The 21,283-nt window shown below is 60.8% G+C and carries 17 protein-coding genes and 2 pseudogenes; 13 read left to right on the top strand and 6 right to left on the bottom strand.

Annotation, left to right across the window (positions count from 1 at the left end; all coding sequences use genetic code 11):
* Positions 1–62 precede the first annotated feature (62 nt).
* From GH657_RS12920 to GH657_RS12940, 5 genes and pseudogenes are all read left to right on the top strand, one after another.
* Positions 63–929, top strand: a complete 867-nt coding sequence (locus GH657_RS12920) for a carbon-nitrogen hydrolase family protein (protein WP_153101282.1) — start codon at positions 63–65, stop codon at positions 927–929.
* A 106-nt stretch (positions 930–1,035) separates the two neighbouring features.
* Positions 1,036–2,502: a metalloprotease TldD gene (tldD, locus tag GH657_RS12925; RefSeq protein WP_153101283.1), complete on the top strand. Its 1,467-nt coding sequence runs from the start codon at positions 1,036–1,038 to the stop codon at positions 2,500–2,502.
* 382 nt (positions 2,503–2,884) lie between these two features.
* Positions 2,885–3,958: a 3-deoxy-7-phosphoheptulonate synthase AroG gene (gene aroG / locus GH657_RS12930; RefSeq protein WP_153101284.1), complete on the top strand. Its 1,074-nt coding sequence runs from the start codon at positions 2,885–2,887 to the stop codon at positions 3,956–3,958.
* Between the two features lie 287 nt (positions 3,959–4,245).
* A pseudogene (locus GH657_RS12935) lies at positions 4,246–4,583 on the top strand (type II toxin-antitoxin system RelE/ParE family toxin).
* A gap of 2 nt (positions 4,584–4,585) precedes the next feature.
* A pseudogene (locus tag GH657_RS12940) lies at positions 4,586–4,917 on the top strand (helix-turn-helix domain-containing protein).
* Positions 4,918–4,935: 18 nt separating this feature from the next.
* Here GH657_RS12940 and GH657_RS12945 read toward each other — a convergent pair.
* On the bottom strand, positions 4,936–5,490 hold the full coding sequence (locus GH657_RS12945; RefSeq protein WP_153101285.1) for a cob(I)yrinic acid a,c-diamide adenosyltransferase: 555 nt from the start codon (positions 5,488–5,490) through the stop codon (positions 4,936–4,938).
* Positions 5,491–5,771: 281 nt separating this feature from the next.
* Here GH657_RS12945 and GH657_RS12950 point away from each other — a divergent pair, with 281 nt between their 5' ends.
* The 6 genes from GH657_RS12950 to proC all read left to right on the top strand — a co-directional run bounded on the left by GH657_RS12950 (position 5,772) and on the right by proC (position 12,870).
* Positions 5,772–7,187: an FAD-linked oxidase C-terminal domain-containing protein gene (locus GH657_RS12950; protein WP_153101286.1), complete on the top strand. Its 1,416-nt coding sequence runs from the start codon at positions 5,772–5,774 to the stop codon at positions 7,185–7,187.
* 78 nt (positions 7,188–7,265) lie between these two features.
* The gene (locus GH657_RS12955) at positions 7,266–8,765 is read left to right on the top strand and encodes an FAD-linked oxidase C-terminal domain-containing protein (protein WP_153101287.1); all 1,500 of its coding nucleotides are present in this window, start codon (positions 7,266–7,268) and stop codon (positions 8,763–8,765) included.
* A gap of 131 nt (positions 8,766–8,896) precedes the next feature.
* Positions 8,897–9,985 carry a glycolate oxidase subunit GlcE gene (glcE, locus tag GH657_RS12960; protein WP_153101288.1) on the top strand — a complete coding sequence of 363 codons (1,089 nt, stop codon included), beginning with the start codon at positions 8,897–8,899 and terminating at the stop codon, positions 9,983–9,985.
* Positions 9,986–9,992: 7 nt separating this feature from the next.
* A complete protein-coding gene (gene glcF / locus GH657_RS12965) occupies positions 9,993–11,249 on the top strand; it encodes a glycolate oxidase subunit GlcF (RefSeq protein ID WP_153101289.1) in 1,257 nt (418 codons plus the stop codon).
* 90 nt (positions 11,250–11,339) lie between these two features.
* Complete coding sequence (locus GH657_RS12970; RefSeq protein WP_153101290.1) at positions 11,340–12,038, top strand: YggS family pyridoxal phosphate-dependent enzyme; 699 nt, start codon at positions 11,340–11,342, stop codon at positions 12,036–12,038.
* A gap of 16 nt (positions 12,039–12,054) precedes the next feature.
* Positions 12,055–12,870: a pyrroline-5-carboxylate reductase gene (proC, locus tag GH657_RS12975; RefSeq protein WP_153101291.1), complete on the top strand. Its 816-nt coding sequence runs from the start codon at positions 12,055–12,057 to the stop codon at positions 12,868–12,870.
* A gap of 74 nt (positions 12,871–12,944) precedes the next feature.
* Here the strand turns inward: proC and ubiA are convergent, their stop codons facing one another.
* From ubiA to recG, 5 genes are all read right to left on the bottom strand, one after another.
* A complete protein-coding gene (gene ubiA / locus GH657_RS12980; RefSeq protein WP_153101292.1) occupies positions 12,945–13,808 on the bottom strand; it encodes a 4-hydroxybenzoate octaprenyltransferase in 864 nt (287 codons plus the stop codon).
* A 232-nt stretch (positions 13,809–14,040) separates the two neighbouring features.
* Positions 14,041–14,532: a Dps family protein gene (locus tag GH657_RS12985; RefSeq protein WP_153101293.1), complete on the bottom strand. Its 492-nt coding sequence runs from the start codon at positions 14,530–14,532 to the stop codon at positions 14,041–14,043.
* Between the two features lie 166 nt (positions 14,533–14,698).
* The gene (locus GH657_RS12990) at positions 14,699–14,860 is read right to left on the bottom strand and encodes a hypothetical protein (protein WP_153101294.1); all 162 of its coding nucleotides are present in this window, start codon (positions 14,858–14,860) and stop codon (positions 14,699–14,701) included.
* A gap of 368 nt (positions 14,861–15,228) precedes the next feature.
* Positions 15,229–16,188: a hydrogen peroxide-inducible genes activator gene (locus GH657_RS12995; RefSeq protein WP_153101295.1), complete on the bottom strand. Its 960-nt coding sequence runs from the start codon at positions 16,186–16,188 to the stop codon at positions 15,229–15,231.
* 109 nt (positions 16,189–16,297) lie between these two features.
* Positions 16,298–18,580: an ATP-dependent DNA helicase RecG gene (recG, locus tag GH657_RS13000; protein WP_153101296.1), complete on the bottom strand. Its 2,283-nt coding sequence runs from the start codon at positions 18,578–18,580 to the stop codon at positions 16,298–16,300.
* Between the two features lie 174 nt (positions 18,581–18,754).
* Here recG and queA point away from each other — a divergent pair, with 174 nt between their 5' ends.
* Both queA and tgt read left to right on the top strand, forming a co-directional pair.
* Positions 18,755–19,819: a tRNA preQ1(34) S-adenosylmethionine ribosyltransferase-isomerase QueA gene (gene queA / locus GH657_RS13005; protein WP_153101297.1), complete on the top strand. Its 1,065-nt coding sequence runs from the start codon at positions 18,755–18,757 to the stop codon at positions 19,817–19,819.
* Positions 19,820–19,935: 116 nt separating this feature from the next.
* The gene (gene tgt, locus GH657_RS13010) at positions 19,936–21,120 is read left to right on the top strand and encodes a tRNA guanosine(34) transglycosylase Tgt (RefSeq protein WP_153101298.1); all 1,185 of its coding nucleotides are present in this window, start codon (positions 19,936–19,938) and stop codon (positions 21,118–21,120) included.
* Positions 21,121–21,283: the final 163 nt, after the last annotated feature.

Genomic DNA, 21,283 nt, shown 5'->3' on the forward strand with positions numbered 1-21,283 from the left:
CCTCCAGGCACCCCGCAGGCAGCCACCTCACACGCTCCCGCCCCGAGTCTTGCGAAACCTCCATGAGCGATCCACGCGCAACCCCTCCTTCGTCCGCCTCATTGGCTTCCCCGGCAGCCGTCCAAACGGTCTGGCGCATTGCCGCATTGCAAATGGTGAGCACGCCCGACGTCGAACGCAATCTGGCCGATGCCGAACGCCTGATCGCCGAAGCGGCGGCCTCCGGCGCGCAACTGGTGCTGCTGCCTGAATATTTCTGCTTCATGGGCCAGCACGAAACCGACAAGTTCACGCTGCGCGAAACCTGGCGCGAGGGCCCGATCCAGCGCTTTCTTGCTGAAGCAGCCCGGCGCTACAAGGTGTGGCTGATCGGTGGCACCCTGCCGCTTTGCGCGTCTGATGTTATGCACGTACTTAACAGCACGCTGGTATTCGACCCTCAGGGCAATGAAGCCGCTCGCTACGACAAGATTCACCTTTTCAGCTTCGAAAAAGGCGAAGAATCCTTCGATGAAGCCCGCACCATTGCGCCTGGCCACGACGTCCGTACTTTCGACGCGCCTTTCGGCCGCGTCGGCCTGTCGGTCTGCTACGATCTGCGCTTTCCCGAACTGTACCGGCGCATGGGCGACTGTGCGCTGATCGTGGTGCCTGCGGCGTTCACGCATACCACTGGCCGCGCGCACTGGGAAATCCTGCTGCGTGCCCGGGCTATCGAAAACCAGTGCTATGTACTGGCGGCAGCGCAAGGTGGAAAACACGACAATGGCCGCCGCACCTGGGGCCACAGCATGCTGGTGGACCCATGGGGCGAGATTCTCGCGCTCCAGGACGAAGGCCCGGGCGTCGTCTGTGGCGAGCTTGACCTCGCGCGCCAGGACGAAGTCCGCGAAAGCCTGCCCGCATGGCGCCACCGGGTGCTAACCTGAGCCGCTTACAGCCATCGGGTTACATTCATTCCCAACATTGAAAGCCGGATGCGCCGCACCCACATCCTCTTCTGAATCGACTCCACACATTCCACACATACTTCGCATGAACCTCATCGAACCCGGCCTCCAAAATCTCGCCACCGCCAAGGACGTGCTGCTCACGCCCTATGGTCTCGACGAAGCACTGCTCCTGCGCACGCTCGCCGACATCTTCACGCACCGGGTCGATTACGCGGACCTGTACTTTCAGGCCACCCGCAGCGAAGCCTGGAGCCTGGAAGAAGGCATCGTCAAATCAGGCAGCTTCAGCATCGACCAGGGCGTAGGGGTGCGCGCCGTCTCGGGTGACCGGACGGCCTTTGCCTATTCGGACGATCTGTCGCCTGAAGCGATCCACCAGGCGGCGCTCGCCACCCGCTCGATTGCCCAGGCGGGCGGTGGCAGACACAAGGTGAAAGTCGCGTCGGCGCTTAAAGGGATTGCCGGACGCGAGCTGTATTTGCCCTCGGACCCGCTGCATTCGCTCGATGCCACCGCCAAGGTCAAGCTGCTTGAGCGTATCGAACAGATGGCGCGCGGCCGCGACCCACGTATTACGCAGGTGATGGCAGGTCTCGCGGGCGAATACGACGTGGTGCTGGTAGCGCGTAGCGATGGCGCGCTTGCGGCCGATATCCGGCCGCTGGTGCGCGTCTCGGTCACAGTGATCGCCGAGCACAATGGCCGCCGTGAAATCGGCAGCGGCGGTGGCGGCGGGCGTTTCGACTATGGCTATTTCACCGATACCGTGCTGTCACGCTACGTCGACGATGCGGTGCATGCCGCGCTGGTCAATCTCGAGGCCCGTCCCGCGCCAGCCGGTGCAATGACGGTCGTGCTGGGCCCGGGCTGGCCTGGCGTGCTGCTGCACGAAGCGATCGGCCACGGTCTCGAGGGTGACTTCAATCGCAAAGGGTCATCGGCCTTTGCCGGGCAACTTGGCGAACGCGTAGCAGCCAAAGGTGTCACGGTCGTGGATGACGGCACACTGCCAAACCGGCGCGGCTCGCTCAATATCGACGATGAGGGCAATCCAACGCAATGCACCACGTTGATCGAAGACGGCATTCTGAAGGGTTACATGCAGGACACGCTCAACGCCCGGCTGATGAAAATGCCCGTCACCGGCAACGCGCGCCGCGAATCCTATGCCGCACTGCCCATGCCACGCATGACCAACACGTACATGCTCAACGGCGATAAAGACCCCCGTGAAATCCTCGCTTCCGTCAAAAACGGCTTGTATGCGGTGAATTTCGGTGGCGGTCAGGTCGACATCACCAACGGCAAGTTCGTGTTCTCGGCGTCCGAGGCTTACATGATCGAAAACGGCCAGATCACCTACCCGGTCAAAGGCGCCACATTGATCGGCAGCGGGCCTGAATCGCTCAAGTACGTCAGCATGATTGGCAACGACATGGCGCTCGATAGCGGCGTCGGGGTATGCGGCAAAGAAGGTCAGAGCGTGCCTGTCGGAGTCGGCCAGCCCACCTTGCGCATCGACAAAATGACGGTCGGCGGCACCGTCTGAACCCTGCCATTTTGCGTATTTTCAGCTAGAAAATAATAATTTATGCGGATATTCCGCATATTTATGGGAGCAGGCTTGCACAACAAGCCTGCTCAGGTTATAAAGCCAGCTAGCTTTTTTTACTCACTGCTCCGTCTTTTACCCGCCATCATGTCCGCCAAGTTTTATTTTTATTTTTTCTGGCACCTCTTGCCGCTGGCGGATCGAGAGGGGTGTTAGCACGTATCAGACACCTCATATTCCCGAAAAACCGCCAGCGATGTCTGGCGGTTTTTTTTCGTCCAACCGCTTTCCGACTCACCGTGATTTGAATGGTATCTGCTTGAGCCCTGCTGCTGTCCGAGCCCGAGCGAACCGCGCAACCTCTCTCCAGGAGAACACCATGCCCCCGCATAACACCGACGATGTCCGTATTCGAGAACTCAAAGAACTCACGCCGCCGGCCCATCTGATCCGCGAATTCGCCTGCAACGAGGCCATCTCGAACCTGATTTTCCATTCACGTGAAGCAATGCATCGTATCTTGCACGGCATGGAAGACCGGTTGATCGTCATCATTGGACCCTGCTCGATTCACGATACCAAAGCGGCGCTCGAATACGCCAGGCGGCTCGTCGAACAGCGCAAGCGCTTCGCGGGCGAGTTAGAGATCGTGATGCGGGTGTATTTCGAAAAACCGCGCACAACAGTAGGCTGGAAAGGCCTGATTAACGACCCCCATCTCGATAACAGCTTCAAGATCAACGACGGGCTGCGCATCGCACGCGAGTTGCTGCTGCGCATCAACGAACTGGGCCTGCCCGCGGGCACCGAATATCTCGACATGATCAGCCCGCAATACATCGCTGATCTGGTTTCATGGGGTGCCATTGGTGCGCGCACCACCGAATCGCAAGTCCACCGTGAGCTGGCTTCAGGGCTTTCGTGCCCCGTTGGCTTCAAGAACGGAACCGACGGCAACGTAAAAATTGCCATTGATGCCATCAAGGCCGCATCACAGCCACACCATTTTCTTTCCGTGACGAAGGGTGGACATTCGGCCATCGTTTCAACAGCAGGCAATGAAGACTGCCATATCATCCTGCGCGGCGGCAAAACACCGAATTACGATGCCGAGAGCGTGGCTTCTGCTTGCGCGGACATCAGCAAGGCCGGTCTCGCCGCGCGTCTGATGGTCGATGCCAGCCACGCCAACAGTTCAAAAAAACACCAGAACCAGATTCCGGTTTGCGCGGATCTTGGCCGCCAGATCGCAGCCGGCGACACACGGATCATCGGCGTCATGATCGAATCCCATCTGATCGAAGGCCGCCAGGATCTGCAGGAAGGCAGCCCGCTCACCTATGGCCAAAGCATTACCGATGCCTGTATTGCCTGGGACGAAAGCGTCAAGGTTCTGGAAGACCTGGCGCAAGCAGTCAAAGCCCGGCGCCTCGGCGCTGCCGGCGGTAACTAAGCGCCGCCGCCCTCTCCGCCCTGTATTGCCGCGCTGCCTGAATCTCAGGCAGCGCGGCATCGGCAAAAAAGCGCCCCCAATGCCGGACATCCGTTCCGGCATTGGGGGCGCTTCACTTTTGCTGCGCCTGATTCATAGCCAGGCAGCCGAATAGCGCACTCCGCAAGCGCCCGGTACCTTGAGTGCATGACGCGCATCCCCGCTCACACCAGGATCGCTCAAGGCCGAAACAGGAAGCTTGACCTTTTTCGATGAGACGTATACTATTTTATACATGCGGAGTACTTATGGAACGGGAAAAAGAAATACGCTGGCTAGGCTCAAGTTACAACGACCTACTCGCGTTTCCCGACGAACCACGGCGCCAGGCAGGCTTTCAGTTAAGCAAAATTCAGGCAGGTCTGGATCCCGACGACTGGAAGCCCTTTGATGTAGTTGGACCAGGCACTCGGGAAATCCGGGTGCGTGAAACCCACGGCATCTTCCGTGTCATGTACGTCGCAAAGTTTGTGGAAGCCGTGTATGTCCTGCATTGCTTCCAGAAAAAACCCGAACCACCAGCAACCAGGATAAAGCCATTGCCGAAGCGCGTTATCGCGCAATCCTCAACGACAGAAAGGAATAACCATGACCATCGACACTCAAATCCGTCACGTCACCCCCCCGGTGCCAATCTGTTCCTCGAACTCGGCTTCCCCGCCGAAGAAGCCGCCCGGCTGCATGCCGCATCGCAAAAACAGATCAACGACACCCGGCTTCTGAAAGAACAACTGATGACCGAACTCTCAAGCTGGATCGAACAGCATCATCTGAAACAGTCCGAGGCGGCCGTCATCCTGATGGTGTCCCGTCCGCGCGTGTCGGACGTCGTGAACAAAAAAACCACGAAATTCACCATCGACACCCTCGTCGAAATGCTCAGCCGGATCGGCAAGCCCGTTACGCTCGCCGTGGGCTAATACGTCTTTGCAATCGGCTTATTTTGCCGGACGCTCATGCTGCCACAACACGTCACTGCCACCACTCGCCCGGTTTAATACACGTGCGAGGACAAACAGCAGATCCGACAGCCGGTTCACATACTGACGCGGCGTAGCATTCAGTGTTTCGGCATGTCCAAGCGCCACAATCGAGCGTTCCGCCCGACGGCACACCGTGCGGCAAACATGCGCCAGGGCCGCAGCCCGTGAGCCACCCGGCAAAACAAATTCTTTCAATGGAGGCAACGTTGCGTTGTAATCAGCCAGCCAGCCCTCAATTCGGGCCAGATGCGGCAAACCCAGCATCGTATGGCCCGGAATGCAAAGTTCGCCGCCCAGATCAAACAGATCGTGCTGGATCGCCATGAGCGCGACACGCACATCGTCCGGCATCGTTTCACACACGAGCACCCCAATATGCGAGTTCAGTTCATCAACGTCACCCATCGCCGTAATCCGTACCGTATCCTTGCGCACGCGGCCACCGTCGCCCAGGCCAGTCGTGCCATCGTCACCGGTTCGTGTTGCGATCTTGCTCAAGCGGTTGCTCATGAGGTCTCCGTTGCATGGCGGGTTTTGCGTGGTGGGTTATTCATTGCGCGAGTCGATGCAGATAAACGGTAGCGCTTCCATTTGCGCCAGTTATCGATGGTTATCAGCAGCGTCCACTGCCACCGCACAATCAGCGGATCTCAGCGGATAACAGCTCGCATATCTGGCGAAGCCGCCCCCATTATAGGTTTGTGCGCGCGCCGCACCGCTTCGTCCCAAGCGATCAGCGTAAAATAGTCCGCACGTTTAGCCCCTCGTTTAGCCCCTCTCAGGAGACCTGTGTGACTCACCCCGCGCCGCTCGCCTCCGTGCGTCGTCCTTTCCCTGCTGAACTCCTCACAGTGCTCCAGTCCGTCTTCGGCGATCGTGTTTCTGTCGCACCGGCAGTCCGCGCTCATCATGGCCGCGACGAATCCCCTTTTGAGCCGCAACTGCCAGACGCCGTTGTGTTTGCCCGCACTGCCGCCGAAGTGCAAACCCTTGTCAAACTCTGCGGCCAGTATGCCGTGCCAATCATCGCGTATGGCAACGGCTCGTCACTCGAAGGCCAGTTGCTGGCGGTGCAAGGCGGCGTCTCCATTGACCTGTCCGAAATGAACCGGGTGCTGTCGGTCAATGCCGAAGACCTCACGGTCACCGTCGAGCCGGGCATTTCACGCAAGCAGCTCAATGAAGCACTACGCGATACCGGGCTCTTCTTCCCGATTGATCCCGGTGCGGATGCCAGCATCGGCGGCATGACCGCCACGCGAGCCTCCGGCACTAACGCCGTGCGCTACGGAACCATGCGCGAAAACGTTCTCGGCCTCGCCGCGGTACTCGCCGACGGCACGCTCATCAAAACCGGCACCCGCGCCCGCAAATCCTCGGCGGGCTACGACCTGACCCGGCTGTTCGTCGGCTCGGAAGGCACCCTGGGCATCATCACCGAGATCACCGTGCGGCTTTATCCGCAACCCGAGGCCATCTCCGCGGCAGTCTGCAGTTTCCCCACCATGCACGATGCCGTGCGCGCCGTGATCGAAACCATCCAGATTGGCGTGCCCATCGCACGAGTCGAATTCGTCGATGCACTTGCGATCCGCGCGATCAATCGCCATTCAAACCTGACGTTGCGCGAAGCACCCACGCTGTTCTTCGAATTTCACGGCACCCACGCCGGCGTGCAGGAACAGGCTGAACTCACGCAAGAAATCGCCGCGCAAAACGCTGGCGCGGGGTTCGAATGGGCCACTCGCCCAGAAGATCGCAGCCGCCTGTGGAACGCTCGCCACAGTGCCTTTTTCGCCATGCTGCAACTCAAACCGGGATGTCGTGCGGTGACCACCGATGTCTGCGTGCCGATTTCCCAGCTCGCGCAATGCGTGGCCGAAACCGAAGCCGACCTGCAAGCCTCGGCCCTGCCTTGCCCGATCGTCGGCCATGTGGGCGATGGCAATTTCCACGTCGCCATCCTGATCGACCCGGACATTCCCGAAGAGCGTGTCGAAGCCGAACGTCTGAACCAGCGCATCGTGCAACGGGCCATCCAGATGGACGGCACCTGCACGGGCGAACATGGCATCGGTTTGCACAAGATGGATTTTCTGCTGGAAGAACACGGCATGGCCGCCGTAGCAACCATGCGTTCGATCAAACACGCGCTCGATCCCCACAATCTGATGAACCCCGGCAAGATTTTTTCGTGGATGGGTTGAGCGCATCACAGAGCACAACTAGCGGGCCAGTGAGCGCGGCTTGATCCGCGCCCCCCCCCAGAGCAGGAGGAGACCCGAATGAATGCCCCCGCCGAGCCGTCAGATACGGCACTGGCATTGGCACAGCGCCAGCGCGAAGTGGTACAGGCGCTGATGGCTGTATTGCCCAACCATTGCCTGCTATACCGCGAAGAAGACACGGCCGCTTACGATTGCGATGGCCTCGCCGCCTATCGGTGCTTGCCGCTTGCCGTAGCGTTGCCGGAAACCGAATCGCAAGTCCAGCGCATCGTGCAAATTTGCCGGCGGCTGGACGTGCCCATCGTGCCGCGTGGTGCGGGTACCGGCTTGTCAGGCGGCGCGATGCCCATCCAGCATGGCATCGTGGTGTCGCTCTCGCGCCTGCGCAAAATCATCGAAGTCGATTCTTACGCGCGCACCGCGACGCTTCAACCAGGCGTGCGCAATCTCGCTATCTCGGAAGCCGCCGCGCCTTATGGGCTTTACTACGCGCCCGACCCCTCATCGCAAATCGCCTGCACCATCGGCGGCAATGTCGCTGAGAACTCGGGCGGCGTGCATTGCCTGAAATACGGCCTCACGGTGCATAACGTGCTGCGGGTGCGCGCCATCACCATGGATGGCGATATCGTCGAGTTCGGTTCGCTCGCTCCCGATGCACCAGGGCTAGATCTTCTGGCCGTACTGATCGGCAGTGAAGGCATGTTTGCCATCGTGACCGAAGTCACCGTCAAACTGATCCCGCGGCCACAAACCGCCCAGGTCATCATGGCCAGCTTTAGCGATGTGATCCAGGGGGGCGACGCCGTGGCCGGCATCATCGCCGCGGGCCTGATCCCGGCGGGGCTTGAGATGATGGACCGACCAGCCACGCACGCTGTCGAGAAGTTCGTCCATGCCGGCTACGATCTCGATGCGGCCGCCATCCTGCTGTGCGAAGCAGATGGCACGGTGGAAGAAGTCGCCGACGAAATCATCCGCATGAGCGCGGTACTGCGCGAATTCGGCGCCACCCGCATCCAGATTTCGCGTTCGGAAAGCGAGCGGCTACGTTTTTGGTCCGGACGAAAAAATGCATTTCCGGCAGCAGGACGACTCTCGCCCGATTACTACTGCATGGATGGCACGGTGCCCCGCCGCAGCATCGGCCCCCTGCTCGCCCGCATCGAAATGATGGGCGCCCAGCACGGCTTGCGTTGTATCAACGTGTTCCATGCGGGCGATGGCAACATGCATCCGCTGATTCTCTTTAACGGCAACGATCCCGACGAATGGCGCCGTGCAGAAGCATTCGGCGCTGGCATCCTCGAATGTTGTGTCGAACTGGGCGGAACCATTACGGGCGAACACGGCGTGGGCATCGAAAAAATCAATTCGATGTGTGTGCAGTTTTCGCCGCAAGAATGCGACGCGTTTCATGCCGTAAAGCGCGCCTTCGATCCACCGGGCCTGCTCAACCCCGACAAGGGCATCCCAACACGGGCGCGCTGCGCGGAGTACGGCAGGATGCATGTGCGTGGCGGCTTGCTGCCACACCCTGACTTGCCAAGGTTTTGACTACCCTGCGGCTTTCGCGGGCGAATCGGGAGCCGTCCGTACTGGAGCACAAGGAACTGCGGGTCTGCGCTGAGTTACCTGTGCAGTACTGCCCGATACAATCGACCGATAGACCAACGATACAAGGCACCATGCAAGAGGACGAGATCGTCGCCGTTTGGACCGAACAGATCCGGGCGGCCAGCCTCGAAGGACGCACGCTACGCTTTCGCGGCGGTGGCACAAAAGACTGGTACGGCGAGACGCTCGAAGGCGAAATTCTCGATACCACCGTTTATCACGGCATTCTGGCCTACGATCCGGCCGAGCTCGTCATCACGGCGCGCTGCGGCACGCGGCTTGGCGAGATCGAAGCCGCGCTCGCCGAACATGGCCAGATGCTTGCGTTCGAACCCCCTCACTTTGGCACGCAAACCACACTAGGCGGCTGCATTGCAGCAGGACTCGCCGGGCCGCGCCGCCAGACAGCAGGTGCTGCGCGTGACTTCGTGCTGGGCGTGACCCTGATGAATGGCCGGGGCGAGGTGTTGCAGTTCGGCGGCCAGGTCGTAAAGAACGTTGCCGGTTATGACGTCTCGCGTCTGCTCGCCGGTTCACTGGGCACCCTGGCGCTCATGATGTCGCTCTCGCTCAAAGTACTGCCTCAGCCGAAAGCGGAAGCTACGCTGAAATTCGACATGAACGGCACCGATGCGGTGCGCAAGCTCAACGAATGGGGCGGCCGGCCACTACCGGTCAGCGCTAGCGCCTGGCGCGACGGCACCCTGGCGCTGCGTCTTAGCGGCGCGGAAGCCGCTGTAAAAACCGCTCGCACCATGCTGGGCGGCGAAGTCGTCGATGCGGTGGAAGCCGGGCGTTTCTGGGCCGGTTTGCGTGAGCACACCGATCCATTTTTTGCCGTTGTCGGATCTAACGAGGCTCTATGGAGGCTGGCGCTGCCCTCGGTGACCGAGCCCCTGCAGTTGCCTGGCGCACAATTGATGGAATGGGGCGGCAGTCAGCGCTGGTGGATCACCGATACCGATGCCCAGACCGTCCGCATCAGTGCGAAACAGGCTGGCGGCCATGCCACCCTGTTTCGCTGCGGCCCGGCCTATGACCGCGGAGCTGGCGTATTTACACCGCTTTCGGCGCCACTGATGAAAATCCATCGAGGCCTGAAAGCGGCATTCGACCCGGCGCGTATCTTCAATCGCGGCCGCCTTTATCCCGACTTCTGAATACGTGATGCAAACCCGTCTCGCGGACTTCATTCGTAATACGCCCGATGGCATCGAAGCCGATGCCATTTTGCGCAAATGCGTGCACTGCGGTTTTTGCACTGCAACCTGCCCAACCTATCAGCTACTCGGCGATGAGCTCGACGGGCCGCGTGGGCGCATCTATCTCATCAAGCAAATGGTTGAGGGCGCCAGTGTTTCACGCAGCACGCAGATGCATCTGGATCGCTGCTTAAGCTGCCGCAGTTGTGAAACCACTTGTCCTTCTGGCGTGCAGTACGGGCGGCTGCTCGACATCGGACGCAAGATGGCTGCCGAAAAAATCACCCGGCCGCTCCGTCAACGCCTGTTGCACCGCATGCTGGCAAGCCTCGTACCCAATAGCGCACTCTTTACCCCATTAATGCGCTTTGCCCAGCACATTCGCCCATTGCTGCCCCGGGCCTTGCGCGACAAGGTGCCCGTGCGCCAGCGTGCCCTGGCATGGCCCACCGCCCAACATGCACGCAAGATGCTGATGCTGGCGGGCTGCGTCCAGCCGTCGATGATGCCCAACGTCAACATCGCCACGGCGCGCGTGCTGGACGCGCTCGGGATCGAAACCCTGGTCGCACCGCAAGCCGGATGCTGCGGCGCGATCCGCTTGCATCTGGGCTACCACAACGAAGCGCTCGATGACATCCGTGCCAACATCGACGCCTGGTGGCCCTATGTCGAACAGGGTGTCGAAGCGATCGTGATCAATGCCTCTGGCTGCGGCGTCACGGCCAAGGAATACGCCCACCTGCTGCGCGCCGACCTCGTCTATGCCGCCAAGGCAAAGCGCATCGCCAGCTTGACGCACGATATCGCTGAAGTACTGTCCAGCCACGAAGATGCCCTCGTCCGTCTCATCGCCTCCTGTAGCAAACCCAGCCCGGTACACGCTGTGCCCGCGATCCACACCGTGGCGTTTCATCCGCCCTGCACGCTGCAACACGGGCAGCGCCTTGGCGGCAAGGTCGAACAATTGCTGGGCGCATTAGGCCTTGAGGTCCGCCTGCCAGCGGATAGTCATCTCTGCTGCGGCTCAGCCGGTACCTACACACTGACCCAGCCCACTTTGGCCTACGCACTGCGCGACCAAAAGCTGGAACAGCTGGAAGCCAAAGACGCGCAACTCATCCTCTCGGCTAACGTCGGCTGCATCGCTCATTTGCAAAGCGGGACGTCCACCCCTGTGGTTCACTGGATCGAACTCGTTGAGCATATGCTGTCCCACTAACCGCGTCACCTCGGCCATTCGGCCAGGTGGCGACACACGATGGCGTCCGTATAATCGTTTGCATTGCTTTTGCCGTCCTTCTTTTGCTTCATGTCCAATCTCGTTCACAACCTCGATGCTGTCCAGCAACGGATCGTTCAGGCCACCCAGCTCGCTGGACGCGCGCCAGGCTCGGTCAGTCTGCTCGCCGTCTCCAAGACCTTTCCCGCCGATGCTGTTCGCGCCGCTCATGAGGCGGGCCAGCACGCCTTCGGCGAAAACTACGTGCAAGAAGCGCTACTCAAGATCGAGGCTTTAGCCGATCTGCGCGCCTCGCTCAAATGGCATTTCATCGGGCCCCTGCAATCGAACAAAACCCGCCTTGTTGCAGAACATTTTGACTGGGTGCATTCCGTCGACCGCCTGAAAACAGCGCAGCGCCTGTCCGAACAACGCCCGGCAGCGCTTGCACCACTCGACGTGTGCCTGCAAGTCAACGTGAGCGGCGAAGCCTCGAAAAGCGGTGTCACGCCAGCCGGAGCCGCGGCACTCGCGCATCAGGTCGCCGCGCTGCCCAGGCTACGTCTGCGCGGCCTGATGGCCATTCCCGAAGCGGCAGACACCCTCAGCGCCCAACGCCTGCCCCACCGCCAGTTGTGCGAGCTGTTTGAGCATCTGCGCGCAGACGGGCTCGCACTTGATACGTTGTCGATGGGCATGTCGGCCGATCTCGAAGCGGCCGTACTCGAAGGCGCCACACTCGTGCGCATCGGCACAGCAATCTTTGGCACACGTCATCACTCTCACTGACCCTTCCGGAGCTCTCATGAAAATTGCTTTTATTGGCAGCGGCAACATGGCTGCGGCACTCATCGGCGGGCTACTCAAACGCGGCGTGGCGCCTGCCAGTGTGTATGCCATCGACCCTAACGCAGATGCCCGCCAGCGCTGCGCGGAGCAATTCGGCATCGAGACTGCCGCCGAGGCCAGCGCGGCGCTGGCCTCATTCGATGCCATCGTGCTGGCGGTCAAGCCACAAATCGTGAAAAACGTAGCGGCAGCGCTCGCCTCGCATCTGGACGCAGCGCAACTGGTGATCAGCATCGTCGCAGGCATTCGCGCCGATGACCTGTCGCGCTGGCTGAACGGCCATGCGCGCGTCGTGCGCACCATGCCCAACACACCCGCGCTGATCGGCATGGGTATCACGGGGCTCGCAGCTACCGCCGGGGTCGATGAGGCAGGACGCACGTTGGCCACGCAAGTGCTCGGGGCAGTCGGACAAACGGTGTGGGTGGAGGATGAAGCGAAGATCGACGCGGTCACCGCCATTTCCGGCAGCGGCCCAGCCTATGTCTTTTACTTTATCGAAGCGTTGCAGGAGGCGGCACGCCAGTTGGGCCTCGATGAGGCTCAGGGACGTGCGCTGGCGGTGGCGACATTCACCGGTGCCGCACAACTGGCGGCGCAATCCGATGAACCGGCCAGTGTCTTGCGCGAGCGCGTGACGTCAAAAGGCGGCACCACCGCAGCCGCGCTCGATGCATTCGACGCACAAGGCGTCAGGGACGCTATCGTGCGCGGCGCACTGGCCGCCGATGCGCGGGCAAAAGCAATGGGCGAAGAGTTCGGCCAGCAGTAAGCGCGCGTGGTGGCAGTGGCAGTGGCGGCAGCCACGCCTGCGGCGACAAGCCACCGTGAGTGCCGGCAACACTCTCAGCAGGCCATCAATGCGTAATGCCCAGCGATACCGGCAAAGAGCGCACCGCCTAGCCAGTTGTTGTGACGAAACGCGGCGAAGCATGCCATCCGCTCCCGATGGCAAATCAAGGTGTAGTGATAGGCGGCGCATCCCAGCGCCGCCATCCAGCCCAGCCAGTACGGCCAGGTAAAGCGCAGCACCACGCCAAGCCCCGCGTAAATACCCAGCGTCGCGGCATAGCACAGCATCACGGCCAGCACATCGTGACGGCCGAACGTCAATGCCGAAGTACGGATGCCAATCTTGATGTCGTCATCGCGGTCGACCATCGCGTATTCGGTGTCATAGGCCACGGCCCAGAATACATTCGCCAGCAGCATCACCCACGCATAGGGCGGCACATGGTTTTGCACAGCCGCAAACGCCATCGGAATGCCAAAGCCAAAGGCAATACCAAGCCAGGCTTGGGGAATCGCCAGAAAGCGCTTGGTGAACGGATACGATCCCGCCACGAACAAAGCCGCAACCGACAGCATCTTCGTGAACCCATTGAGCGGCCAGATCAGCAGAAATGAAATGAGCGCCAGCACCAGCGCCACGGTAACGGCCTCCCATGCCTTGATCTGGCCTGAGGCCAAAGGACGGTTTGCGGTACGCTTGACGTGACGGTCGAAATCGCGGTCGGCATAATCATTGATCGCGCACCCGGCTGAACGCATGAGCACCGTACCCAGTACGAAAATCACCAGCAGCGACCATGCGGGGCGGCCGTCCGATGCAATCCATAGTGCGTTGAGCGTTGGCCAAAGCAGCAGCAGGCTGCCAATCGGCTTGTCCATGCGAACAAGACGCAAGTAAAGCGGAAGTCGAGCGAACATGGCTAAACCCGAAGAGTCAGAAAAAGGGTGGCGCCATTTTAAAAGATTAGCGGGAACATACACAGGGCAAACGCTGCCGCGTCGAGCCGTGCCACCGCCGGCAAACATTCATTGAATCATGCGCGGTATCACCCTCAACCGTTCCAGGAAGAACTCGCACAAACACTACGGCATAAAAAATGCCCGCCAAAAACTGGCGGGCATGAATTGGTCTGTTTGCCTAGTGCGCGGCTCAGGCCAGCATCGAACGCAGCATCCATGCGGTTTTTTCATGCGTTTGCATGCGCTGCGTAAGCAGGTCAGCAGTCGGCTCATCATGGGCGGAATCGACCACAGGGAAAATCTGGCGCGCGGTCCGCACCACGGCTTCCTGACCCTCTACCAACTGCCGAATCATGTCTTCGGCTGCGGGCACGCCATCGGCTTCCGGAATCGACGATAACCGCGCAAATTCCTTGTAGCTGCCAGGCGCCGCCACACCCAGTGCGCGAATGCGCTCGGCGATCAGATCAACCGCAGCGGCCAGTTCGGTGTATTGCGTCTCGAACATCAAGTGCAGCGTATTAAACATGGGCCCTTTCACATTCCAGTGAAAGTTGTGCGTCTTCAGATAGAGCGTGTAGGTGTCGGCAAGAAGGCGCGACAGGCCTTCTGCGATTTTCTTGCGGTCCTTGTCACTGATACCGATATTGACGTGCTGTACGGCTTCACTTTTTTTGGCCATGACGACTCCTTTGAAGAGTGATACGAACTGGCTGGGATGCTCTCACGGTACATGCACCCGGTGAGCGCTCCAATGTGGTCCCGATGTGTCCTGCTGGACGCCCGACAGTTTAGCGGCTTTTGTGCAGTGCGGCGCCCGCTCCCGCCACCTGAATGCAGAGGAAAGCTCAGAAAGCGCCGAGCACGCGTGCGGGGTCAAGGGCGAACACGCCATAACCACTCACGACAAGCGCCAGCCCCAGCATTTGTTTTAACCGCACGCCGTGACAATAGTTGCAGCCGCCACCGGCTGAACCCGCGCAACCTTCGTCCCGTTTTCTCGCGGTCATGATGCTTACCTCCGCCTTCATCCTGCGTCACGCTGAACCCGCATCAAACAGCAGGAACAGCACGCCCGGCTGACTATATAGTCATCGCCTCTTCCCGATCAACGTAGCGGCCAATCGCGCCTGCCGCCGCATGGCGTCCTCCAGGTGGGCAACGTAGCCGGTAACGAAGCGGACAACGAAGCGGACAACTCATGGAGGCAACTATAACAAAACTATTGATTAATATGATTTGATTAATTAAATCTATGCAATAGGTTTAAACAAAGGGATTAGACAAAGAAGTTTGTGCTGCTCATACCGGAACCGGAACAAACCAGACTACGCGCCTCTTTAGATGCAGTCTGGCGCCCGCACCACGACATCTCGCGCTAGCTCAGCGCCGCAGGCATATCGAGCTTTTGCACGCCTTGCAGATCACAAGCGGCAATGGCCTCGCAAATCGCTTCAATAGCCGGCATCCGCGTGAAGCTCTTGCGCCAGGCCAGCACCACGCGTCGAATGGGCACGGGCTGGTCAAACGGCACATAGCTCAGCAAGCCAGCGTCCACGCCCGCCGCCTGCGGCTTGACCTCCTGAACCGACATGCGCGGCAACACGGTAATCCCCACGCCGCTGGCAACCATATGGCGGATGGTTTCGAGCGATGAGCCTTCAAACGTTTTCTGAATGCCATCGGCATTTTGCGAAAAGCGCATCAGCTCGGGGCAAACGCCCAGAACGTGATCTCGGAAGCAATGCCCACTGCCCAGCAAGAGCATCGTTTCGTGCTTAAGCTCGTCGGGGTCGATCTTCGCGCGCGTTTCCCAGGCGTGGCCGGCAGGCAGCGCCACCACGAAAGGCTCATCGTAAAGCGGGCGCTGCATCAGCCCTGTCTCAGGAAAAGGCAGCGCCATGATGGCCACGTCGATCTCGCCTTGCTTGAGGAGTTCGATCAGCTTCAGTGTGTAATTTTCCTGCAGCATCAGCGGCATTTGCGGCACGCGCTGAATCATCTGCTTGACCAGCGTCGGCAACAGATACGGCCCAATCGTGTAGATCACGCCGAGGCGCAATGGCCCCATTAACGGGTCTTTACCCTGTTTGGCTATTTCCTTGATGGCCAGCGTCTGCTCCAGCACACGCTGGGCTTGCGTGACAATCTGCTCGCCGAGCGGCGTCACGCTCACTTCACTCGTGCCGCGCTCGAAAATCTGCACGTTGAGTTCATCTTCAAGCTTCTTGATGGCCACCGATAACGTCGGCTGGCTAACAAAGCAGGCTTCCGCAGCGCGACCAAAATGCCGTTCGCGCGCCACCGCGACAATGTATTTCAGTTCAGTTAGCGTCATAGGGGGATCAATCAGTTTATGAATTCGATAGGTTTCTGTTATACACCCATGCCAGAACTTCGCCAACCCATTGCCCACCGGGGCTTCCGTTTATCTCATAAATAATTCGCTAGGCTTTCAGATACTGTTCGCGCACGCCGAGCCAGCGCGCCAGATGCTGTGCTGCCACCTCGGGCCACGCTTCGAGCAAATGGGCCGCGGCCTCGCGGGCAGGCTCGATCAGCCAGCCGTCCTGTTCAAGACTGGCGAAGCGCAACATCGCCTCGCCCGACTGACGCGCGCCGAGAAACTCGCCGGGGCCACGAATTTCAAGGTCACGGCGGGCGATCTCGAAACCATCGGTAGTTTCACGCATCGTTTTCAGCCGTGCCCGGGCAGCCTGCGACAACGGCCCGCTGTAGAGCAGCACACACGCCGAGGCCGCGCTGCCGCGCCCCACGCGGCCACGCAACTGATGCAACTGGGCCAGCCCAAAGCGCTCGGCATGCTCGATGACCATCAGCGAGGCATTGGGCACATCCACCCCGACTTCGATGACCGTCGTCGCCACCAGCAACTGCACTTCGTTGCGCGTGAAAGCGTCCATCACCGCGGCTTTTTCAGCGTTTGCCAAGCGGCCATGCACCAGACCAACGTTCAGTTCGGGCAAGGCCGCGCGCAGTGTTTCACAGGTTTCGACGGCGGTTTGCAACTGCAGCGTCTCGCTTTCCTCGATGAGCGGACATACCCAGTAGACCTGACGGCCCGTGAGCGCGGCCTCTCGCACCCGGCCAATCACCTCGTCGCGGCGCGCGTCGGCAATCAGCTTGGTCACGACCGGCGTGCGGCCCGGCGGCAACTCGTCAATCGTCGAAATATCGAGATCGGCGTAATAAGTCATGGCCAACGTGCGCGGAATCGGCGTGGCCGACATCATCAGTTGATGCGGCTGAAAATCCTGCGCGCCAGCCGCCGCATGGTGCGCCTTGGCGCGCAACGCCAGCCGCTGTTCGACGCCGAAGCGGTGCTGCTCATCGACAATCACCAGCCCCAGACGCGCGAATTCGACGCTCTCCTGAATCATGGCGTGCGTGCCAATCACCAGTTGAGCCGTGCCCAGGGCCGCGGCTTCCAGCGCGGCGCGCTTGTCGCGCGCTTTCAGACTGCCCGCCAGCCAGGCCACTCCGATACCCAGCGGCTCCAGCCAGCCGCGCAGCTTGCGCGCGTGCTGCTCGGCCAGGATTTCGGTCGGCGCCATCAAGGCCGCCTGATACCCCGCGTCGATCGCCTGCGCGGCGGCGAGCGCGGCCACCACGGTTTTGCCACTGCCCACGTCTCCTTGCAACAGACGCTGCATCGGATGCGCCAACGTCAGGTCATAGGCGATCTCATCGCGCACCCGCGCTTGCGCGGCGGTCAACGCAAACGGCAACGCCCGCGCCAGACGCCCCACCAGCGACGCCGCATCATCCGCCGCACAGCGTGGCATCGCGGGCGCCGCGCGCAGGCGGCGCGCATCGTGGGCGCGCTTGAGCGACATCTGCTGCGCCAGCAACTCTTCGAACTTGATCCGCGACCACGCCGGATGCGTACCGTCGATCAGCGCCGTATCGTCCTGATCAGCGCTGGGGTGATGCAACGTATGCACCGCCTCGAGCAGCGGCGGCAAGCCGAGCGGCGCCAGATACGTCTGCGTCACCGCAGGCGGCAGCAGCTCAGGCAGCGCGGTACGCGCCAGCGCGTTGTCGATGGCACGGCGCAAATACGCCTGGGACACGCCCGCCGTGGCGGGGTACACCGGCGTCAACGCTTGTGGCAGGGGGGTGTCTTCATCGATGACTCGCACAGCCGGATGCACCATCTCGATGCCAAAGAAGCCGCCACGCACGTCGCCGCGTACGCGCAAGCGGGTGCCCGGCGCCATCTGCGTAACCTGGGAGCCGTAAAAATTAAGAAAGCGCAGTATCAGTTCGCCACCGATGCCGTCTTTGCCCTCGCCACTGCGAGCATCACGCAGTTTCACCAGCAACTGGCGACGAGGGCGATACGTGATTTCGTTGTCGAAAACCACGCCTTCGGTTTGCGCGAGCTCACCAGGAAGCAGCTCGGCGAGCGGGATGAGTGTCGTTTCGTCCTCGTAACGCATGGGCAGGTGCAGCACGAGGTCGATATCGCGCGTGAGGCCTAGCCGCGCGAGTTTGTCCGCGGTTTTGAGCGGGGCTGATGGGGGCTTTTTTGCCGCCTTCGCTTCTTTGACGGCTTTCGCCTTTTTTATTGTTGCGCCCGCGCCAGGCTGACCGGAGTTTTCGGTTGGCGCATCGGTTGGCGCATCGGTTGGCGCATCGGTTGGCGCATCGGTTGGCGCATCGGTTGGCGCATCGGTTGGCAAATGAGGGGAATCAGGCAAAGGCATGAGAAGCTTCGCAAGTACAATGTCGGCTTGTTTCAGGGAAAGGCGCAATCTGCCCGCATACGGCTGGCAAGGCCGCTACAGCGCCCCGCCATCATAGCCGCTCGCCGTCCTCCCCCTGTCCAGCCTGGGTTTTCCTCTCCAATTCTTGCTTGCTGCACCTGGCAGCCTTTTCGCATGCTCACGCTTTCTGATTTCGATTTCGCGCTGCCCCCTGAGCTCATCGCGCAAACAGCCCTGCCCGAACGCAGCGCGAGCCGTCTGCTGGAAGTCGCCCACGAAGACAAGGACAAGGGCCAGACCACCCGGCTCATCGACCGCCGTTTTGCCGATTTGCCTCACTGCCTCGAACCCGGCGACCTGCTGGTATTCAACGACACCAAAGTGCTCAAGGCGCGCCTGCTCGGCCAGAAAGCCAGCGGCGGCAAAATCGAGGTGCTGGTCGAGCGGCTCACCGGCGAATGCACTGCGCTCGTGCAAATTCGCGCCAGCAAAAGCCCGGCGCCTGGCAGCACGCTGCGCCTGGCCGATGCCTTCAACGTGACGGTAGGAGAACGGGTCGAGCCGTTTTACACGCTGCATTTCCCGCGTGCCTGCCTGCCCCTGATCGAACAGTACGGCCGCCTGCCACTACCGCCCTATATCGCGCACGACCCTAACGCCGTCGATGAAACCCGCTATCAGACGGTCTTCGCGCAAAATCCCGGCGCCGTCGCCGCGCCCACGGCGGGCCTGCATTTCGATTCGGCCCTGCTCGATCAGCTGGACGCACGCGGGGTGAAGCGCGCCACGCTCACGCTGCATGTCGGCGCCGGAACCTTCCAGCCCGTTCGCACCGAAAACCTGGCGGAACACACCATGCACAGCGAGTGGTACCAGTTGCCCGCTGCGCTCGTCGACCAGATCGCGGCCACGCGCGCGCGCGGCAAGCGCGTGATCGCAGTCGGCACCACGGCGATGCGAGCGCTCGAAGCGGCCGCCCGCGATGCCGAAGCTGCAGGTCACCCCCTCGCCGCCACAAGCGCCGAGACCACTATTTTCATCACGCCAGGCTATCGCTTCCGTGTGGTGGACCGGCTGGTCACCAACTTCCATTTGCCGAAATCGACCTTGCTCATGCTGGTGTCCGCGTTTGCGGGCGTCGAGCCGATTCGTGCGGCCTACCGGCATGCCATTGCCGGGCGTTACCGCTTTTTCAGCTACGGCGATGCCATGCTGCTGACCCGTGCCGAAGGCGCCTGACGGTCTGGCATATTGGTTGCCCCCGCCGTCTGGTTCAACCTCGCCACGCCCCCTCAACAATTTTTCAATTTCAACATTTGCGCCGGACTGTTTTCCGGTGGCACAGGATCTCTTCGATGACCGATGCTTTTATTCCCGCCCCAGCCCCTGAGCACCCGCCCACCCCGGATGGCCTGCATTTCCAGCTACTCACCACCGATGGCCAGGCCCGGCGCGGACGGCTGACGCTCAACCACGGCGTAGTCGAAACCCCCATCTTCATGCCCGTCGGCACCTACGGCACGGTCAAGGCGATCCAGCCGCGCGAGCTCGAAGAAATCCACGCGCAAATCATCCTCGGCAACACCTTCCATTTATGGCTGCGCCCCGGTCTCGACACCATCGCCGCTCATGGCGGCCTGCATGGCTTCATGGGCTGGAAGCGTCCGATCCTGACGGATTCAGGCGGCTTCCAGGTATTTTCGCTAGGCGAGCTACGCAAAATCACCGAGGAAGGCGTGACCTTCGCTTCGCCTATCAATGGCGACAAACTCTTTTTGTCGCCTGAAATTTCGATGCAGATCCAGAAGGTGCTGAATTCGGACATCGTGATGCAGTTCGATGAATGCACCCCCTACGCCACCCACAACATTCCGACATCGCACGATGAGGCGGCAGCCTCGATGCGCATGTCGATGCGCTGGGCGGCGCGCTCCATCGACCAGTTCCAGCAGTTGGGCAACCCCAATGCGCTGTTTGGCATTGTTCAGGGAGGCATGTTCGAGGATTTGCGCGACGAATCGCTAGCGGGGCTGGCGCAGATGGATTTTCACGGGCTGGCGATTGGCGGGCTGTCGGTCGGCGAGCCCAAGGAAGACATGATGCGGGTACTCAATTACATCGGCCCGAAGCTGCCCGCGCACAAACCGCATTACCTGATGGGCGTCGGCACCCCGGAAGACCTGGTGGCGGGCGTGGCGGCAGGCATCGACATGTTCGACTGCGTGATGCCCACGCGCAATGCGCGCAATGGCTGGCTGTTCACCCGCTTTGGCGATATCAAGATTCGCAACGCCGCGCACAAGCACTCGCTGCGTCCGCTCGATGAACAATGTGGCTGCTATACCTGCCGCAACTTCACGCGCGGCTATCTGCATCATCTGCACCGGGTAGGAGAAATTCTGGGCGCGCAACTCAATACGATCCACAACCTGCACTATTACCTCGAACTGATGGCACAAGTGCGCGAGGCTATCGAAACCCACCAGTTCGAGGCATTCCGTCAGCGCTTTCATACCGACCGCTCGCGCGGCATCGATTAGCCAGCGTGATCTCCCGGCGCGCCTCGCAAAGCTTCAGGCGGTGCCACGCACGGTGCGAATGCGAGGCAAACGCAAGACAAATGCGAGGCAAATGCAGCGCCATTCGAGGCGCGCGACACACCAGGCGAGACACTCACGCTTTACAATCTGCTTTCGTTTTTGC

The organism is Paraburkholderia hayleyella, from assembly GCF_009455685.1.
Classification (GTDB): domain Bacteria; phylum Pseudomonadota; class Gammaproteobacteria; order Burkholderiales; family Burkholderiaceae; genus Paraburkholderia; species Paraburkholderia hayleyella.

What these genes read in the sequence shown, in the direction of transcription:
- GH657_RS12990 (WP_153101294.1), bottom strand. Translation starts at nt 14,860, where the DNA reads ATGACCGCGAGAAAACGGGACGAAGGTTGCGCGGGTTCAGCCGGTGGC.
- GH657_RS12945 (WP_153101285.1), bottom strand. Translation starts at nt 5,490, where the DNA reads ATGAGCAACCGCTTGAGCAAGATCGCAACACGAACCGGTGACGATGGC.
- GH657_RS12985 (WP_153101293.1), bottom strand. Translation starts at nt 14,532, where the DNA reads ATGGCCAAAAAAAGTGAAGCCGTACAGCACGTCAATATCGGTATCAGT.
- glcE (WP_153101288.1), top strand. Translation starts at nt 8,897, where the DNA reads ATGCAAGAGGACGAGATCGTCGCCGTTTGGACCGAACAGATCCGGGCG.
- GH657_RS12970 (WP_153101290.1), top strand. Translation starts at nt 11,340, where the DNA reads ATGTCCAATCTCGTTCACAACCTCGATGCTGTCCAGCAACGGATCGTT.
- tldD (WP_153101283.1), top strand. Translation starts at nt 1,036, where the DNA reads ATGAACCTCATCGAACCCGGCCTCCAAAATCTCGCCACCGCCAAGGAC.
- proC (WP_153101291.1), top strand. Translation starts at nt 12,055, where the DNA reads ATGAAAATTGCTTTTATTGGCAGCGGCAACATGGCTGCGGCACTCATC.
- GH657_RS12955 (WP_153101287.1), top strand. Translation starts at nt 7,266, where the DNA reads ATGAATGCCCCCGCCGAGCCGTCAGATACGGCACTGGCATTGGCACAG.
- GH657_RS12995 (WP_153101295.1), bottom strand. Translation starts at nt 16,188, where the DNA reads ATGACGCTAACTGAACTGAAATACATTGTCGCGGTGGCGCGCGAACGG.
- GH657_RS12920 (WP_153101282.1), top strand. Translation starts at nt 63, where the DNA reads ATGAGCGATCCACGCGCAACCCCTCCTTCGTCCGCCTCATTGGCTTCC.
- aroG (WP_153101284.1), top strand. Translation starts at nt 2,885, where the DNA reads ATGCCCCCGCATAACACCGACGATGTCCGTATTCGAGAACTCAAAGAA.
- glcF (WP_153101289.1), top strand. Translation starts at nt 9,993, where the DNA reads ATGCAAACCCGTCTCGCGGACTTCATTCGTAATACGCCCGATGGCATC.
- ubiA (WP_153101292.1), bottom strand. Translation starts at nt 13,808, where the DNA reads ATGTTCGCTCGACTTCCGCTTTACTTGCGTCTTGTTCGCATGGACAAG.
- tgt (WP_153101298.1), top strand. Translation starts at nt 19,936, where the DNA reads ATGACCGATGCTTTTATTCCCGCCCCAGCCCCTGAGCACCCGCCCACC.
- recG (WP_153101296.1), bottom strand. Translation starts at nt 18,580, where the DNA reads ATGCCTTTGCCTGATTCCCCTCATTTGCCAACCGATGCGCCAACCGAT.
- queA (WP_153101297.1), top strand. Translation starts at nt 18,755, where the DNA reads ATGCTCACGCTTTCTGATTTCGATTTCGCGCTGCCCCCTGAGCTCATC.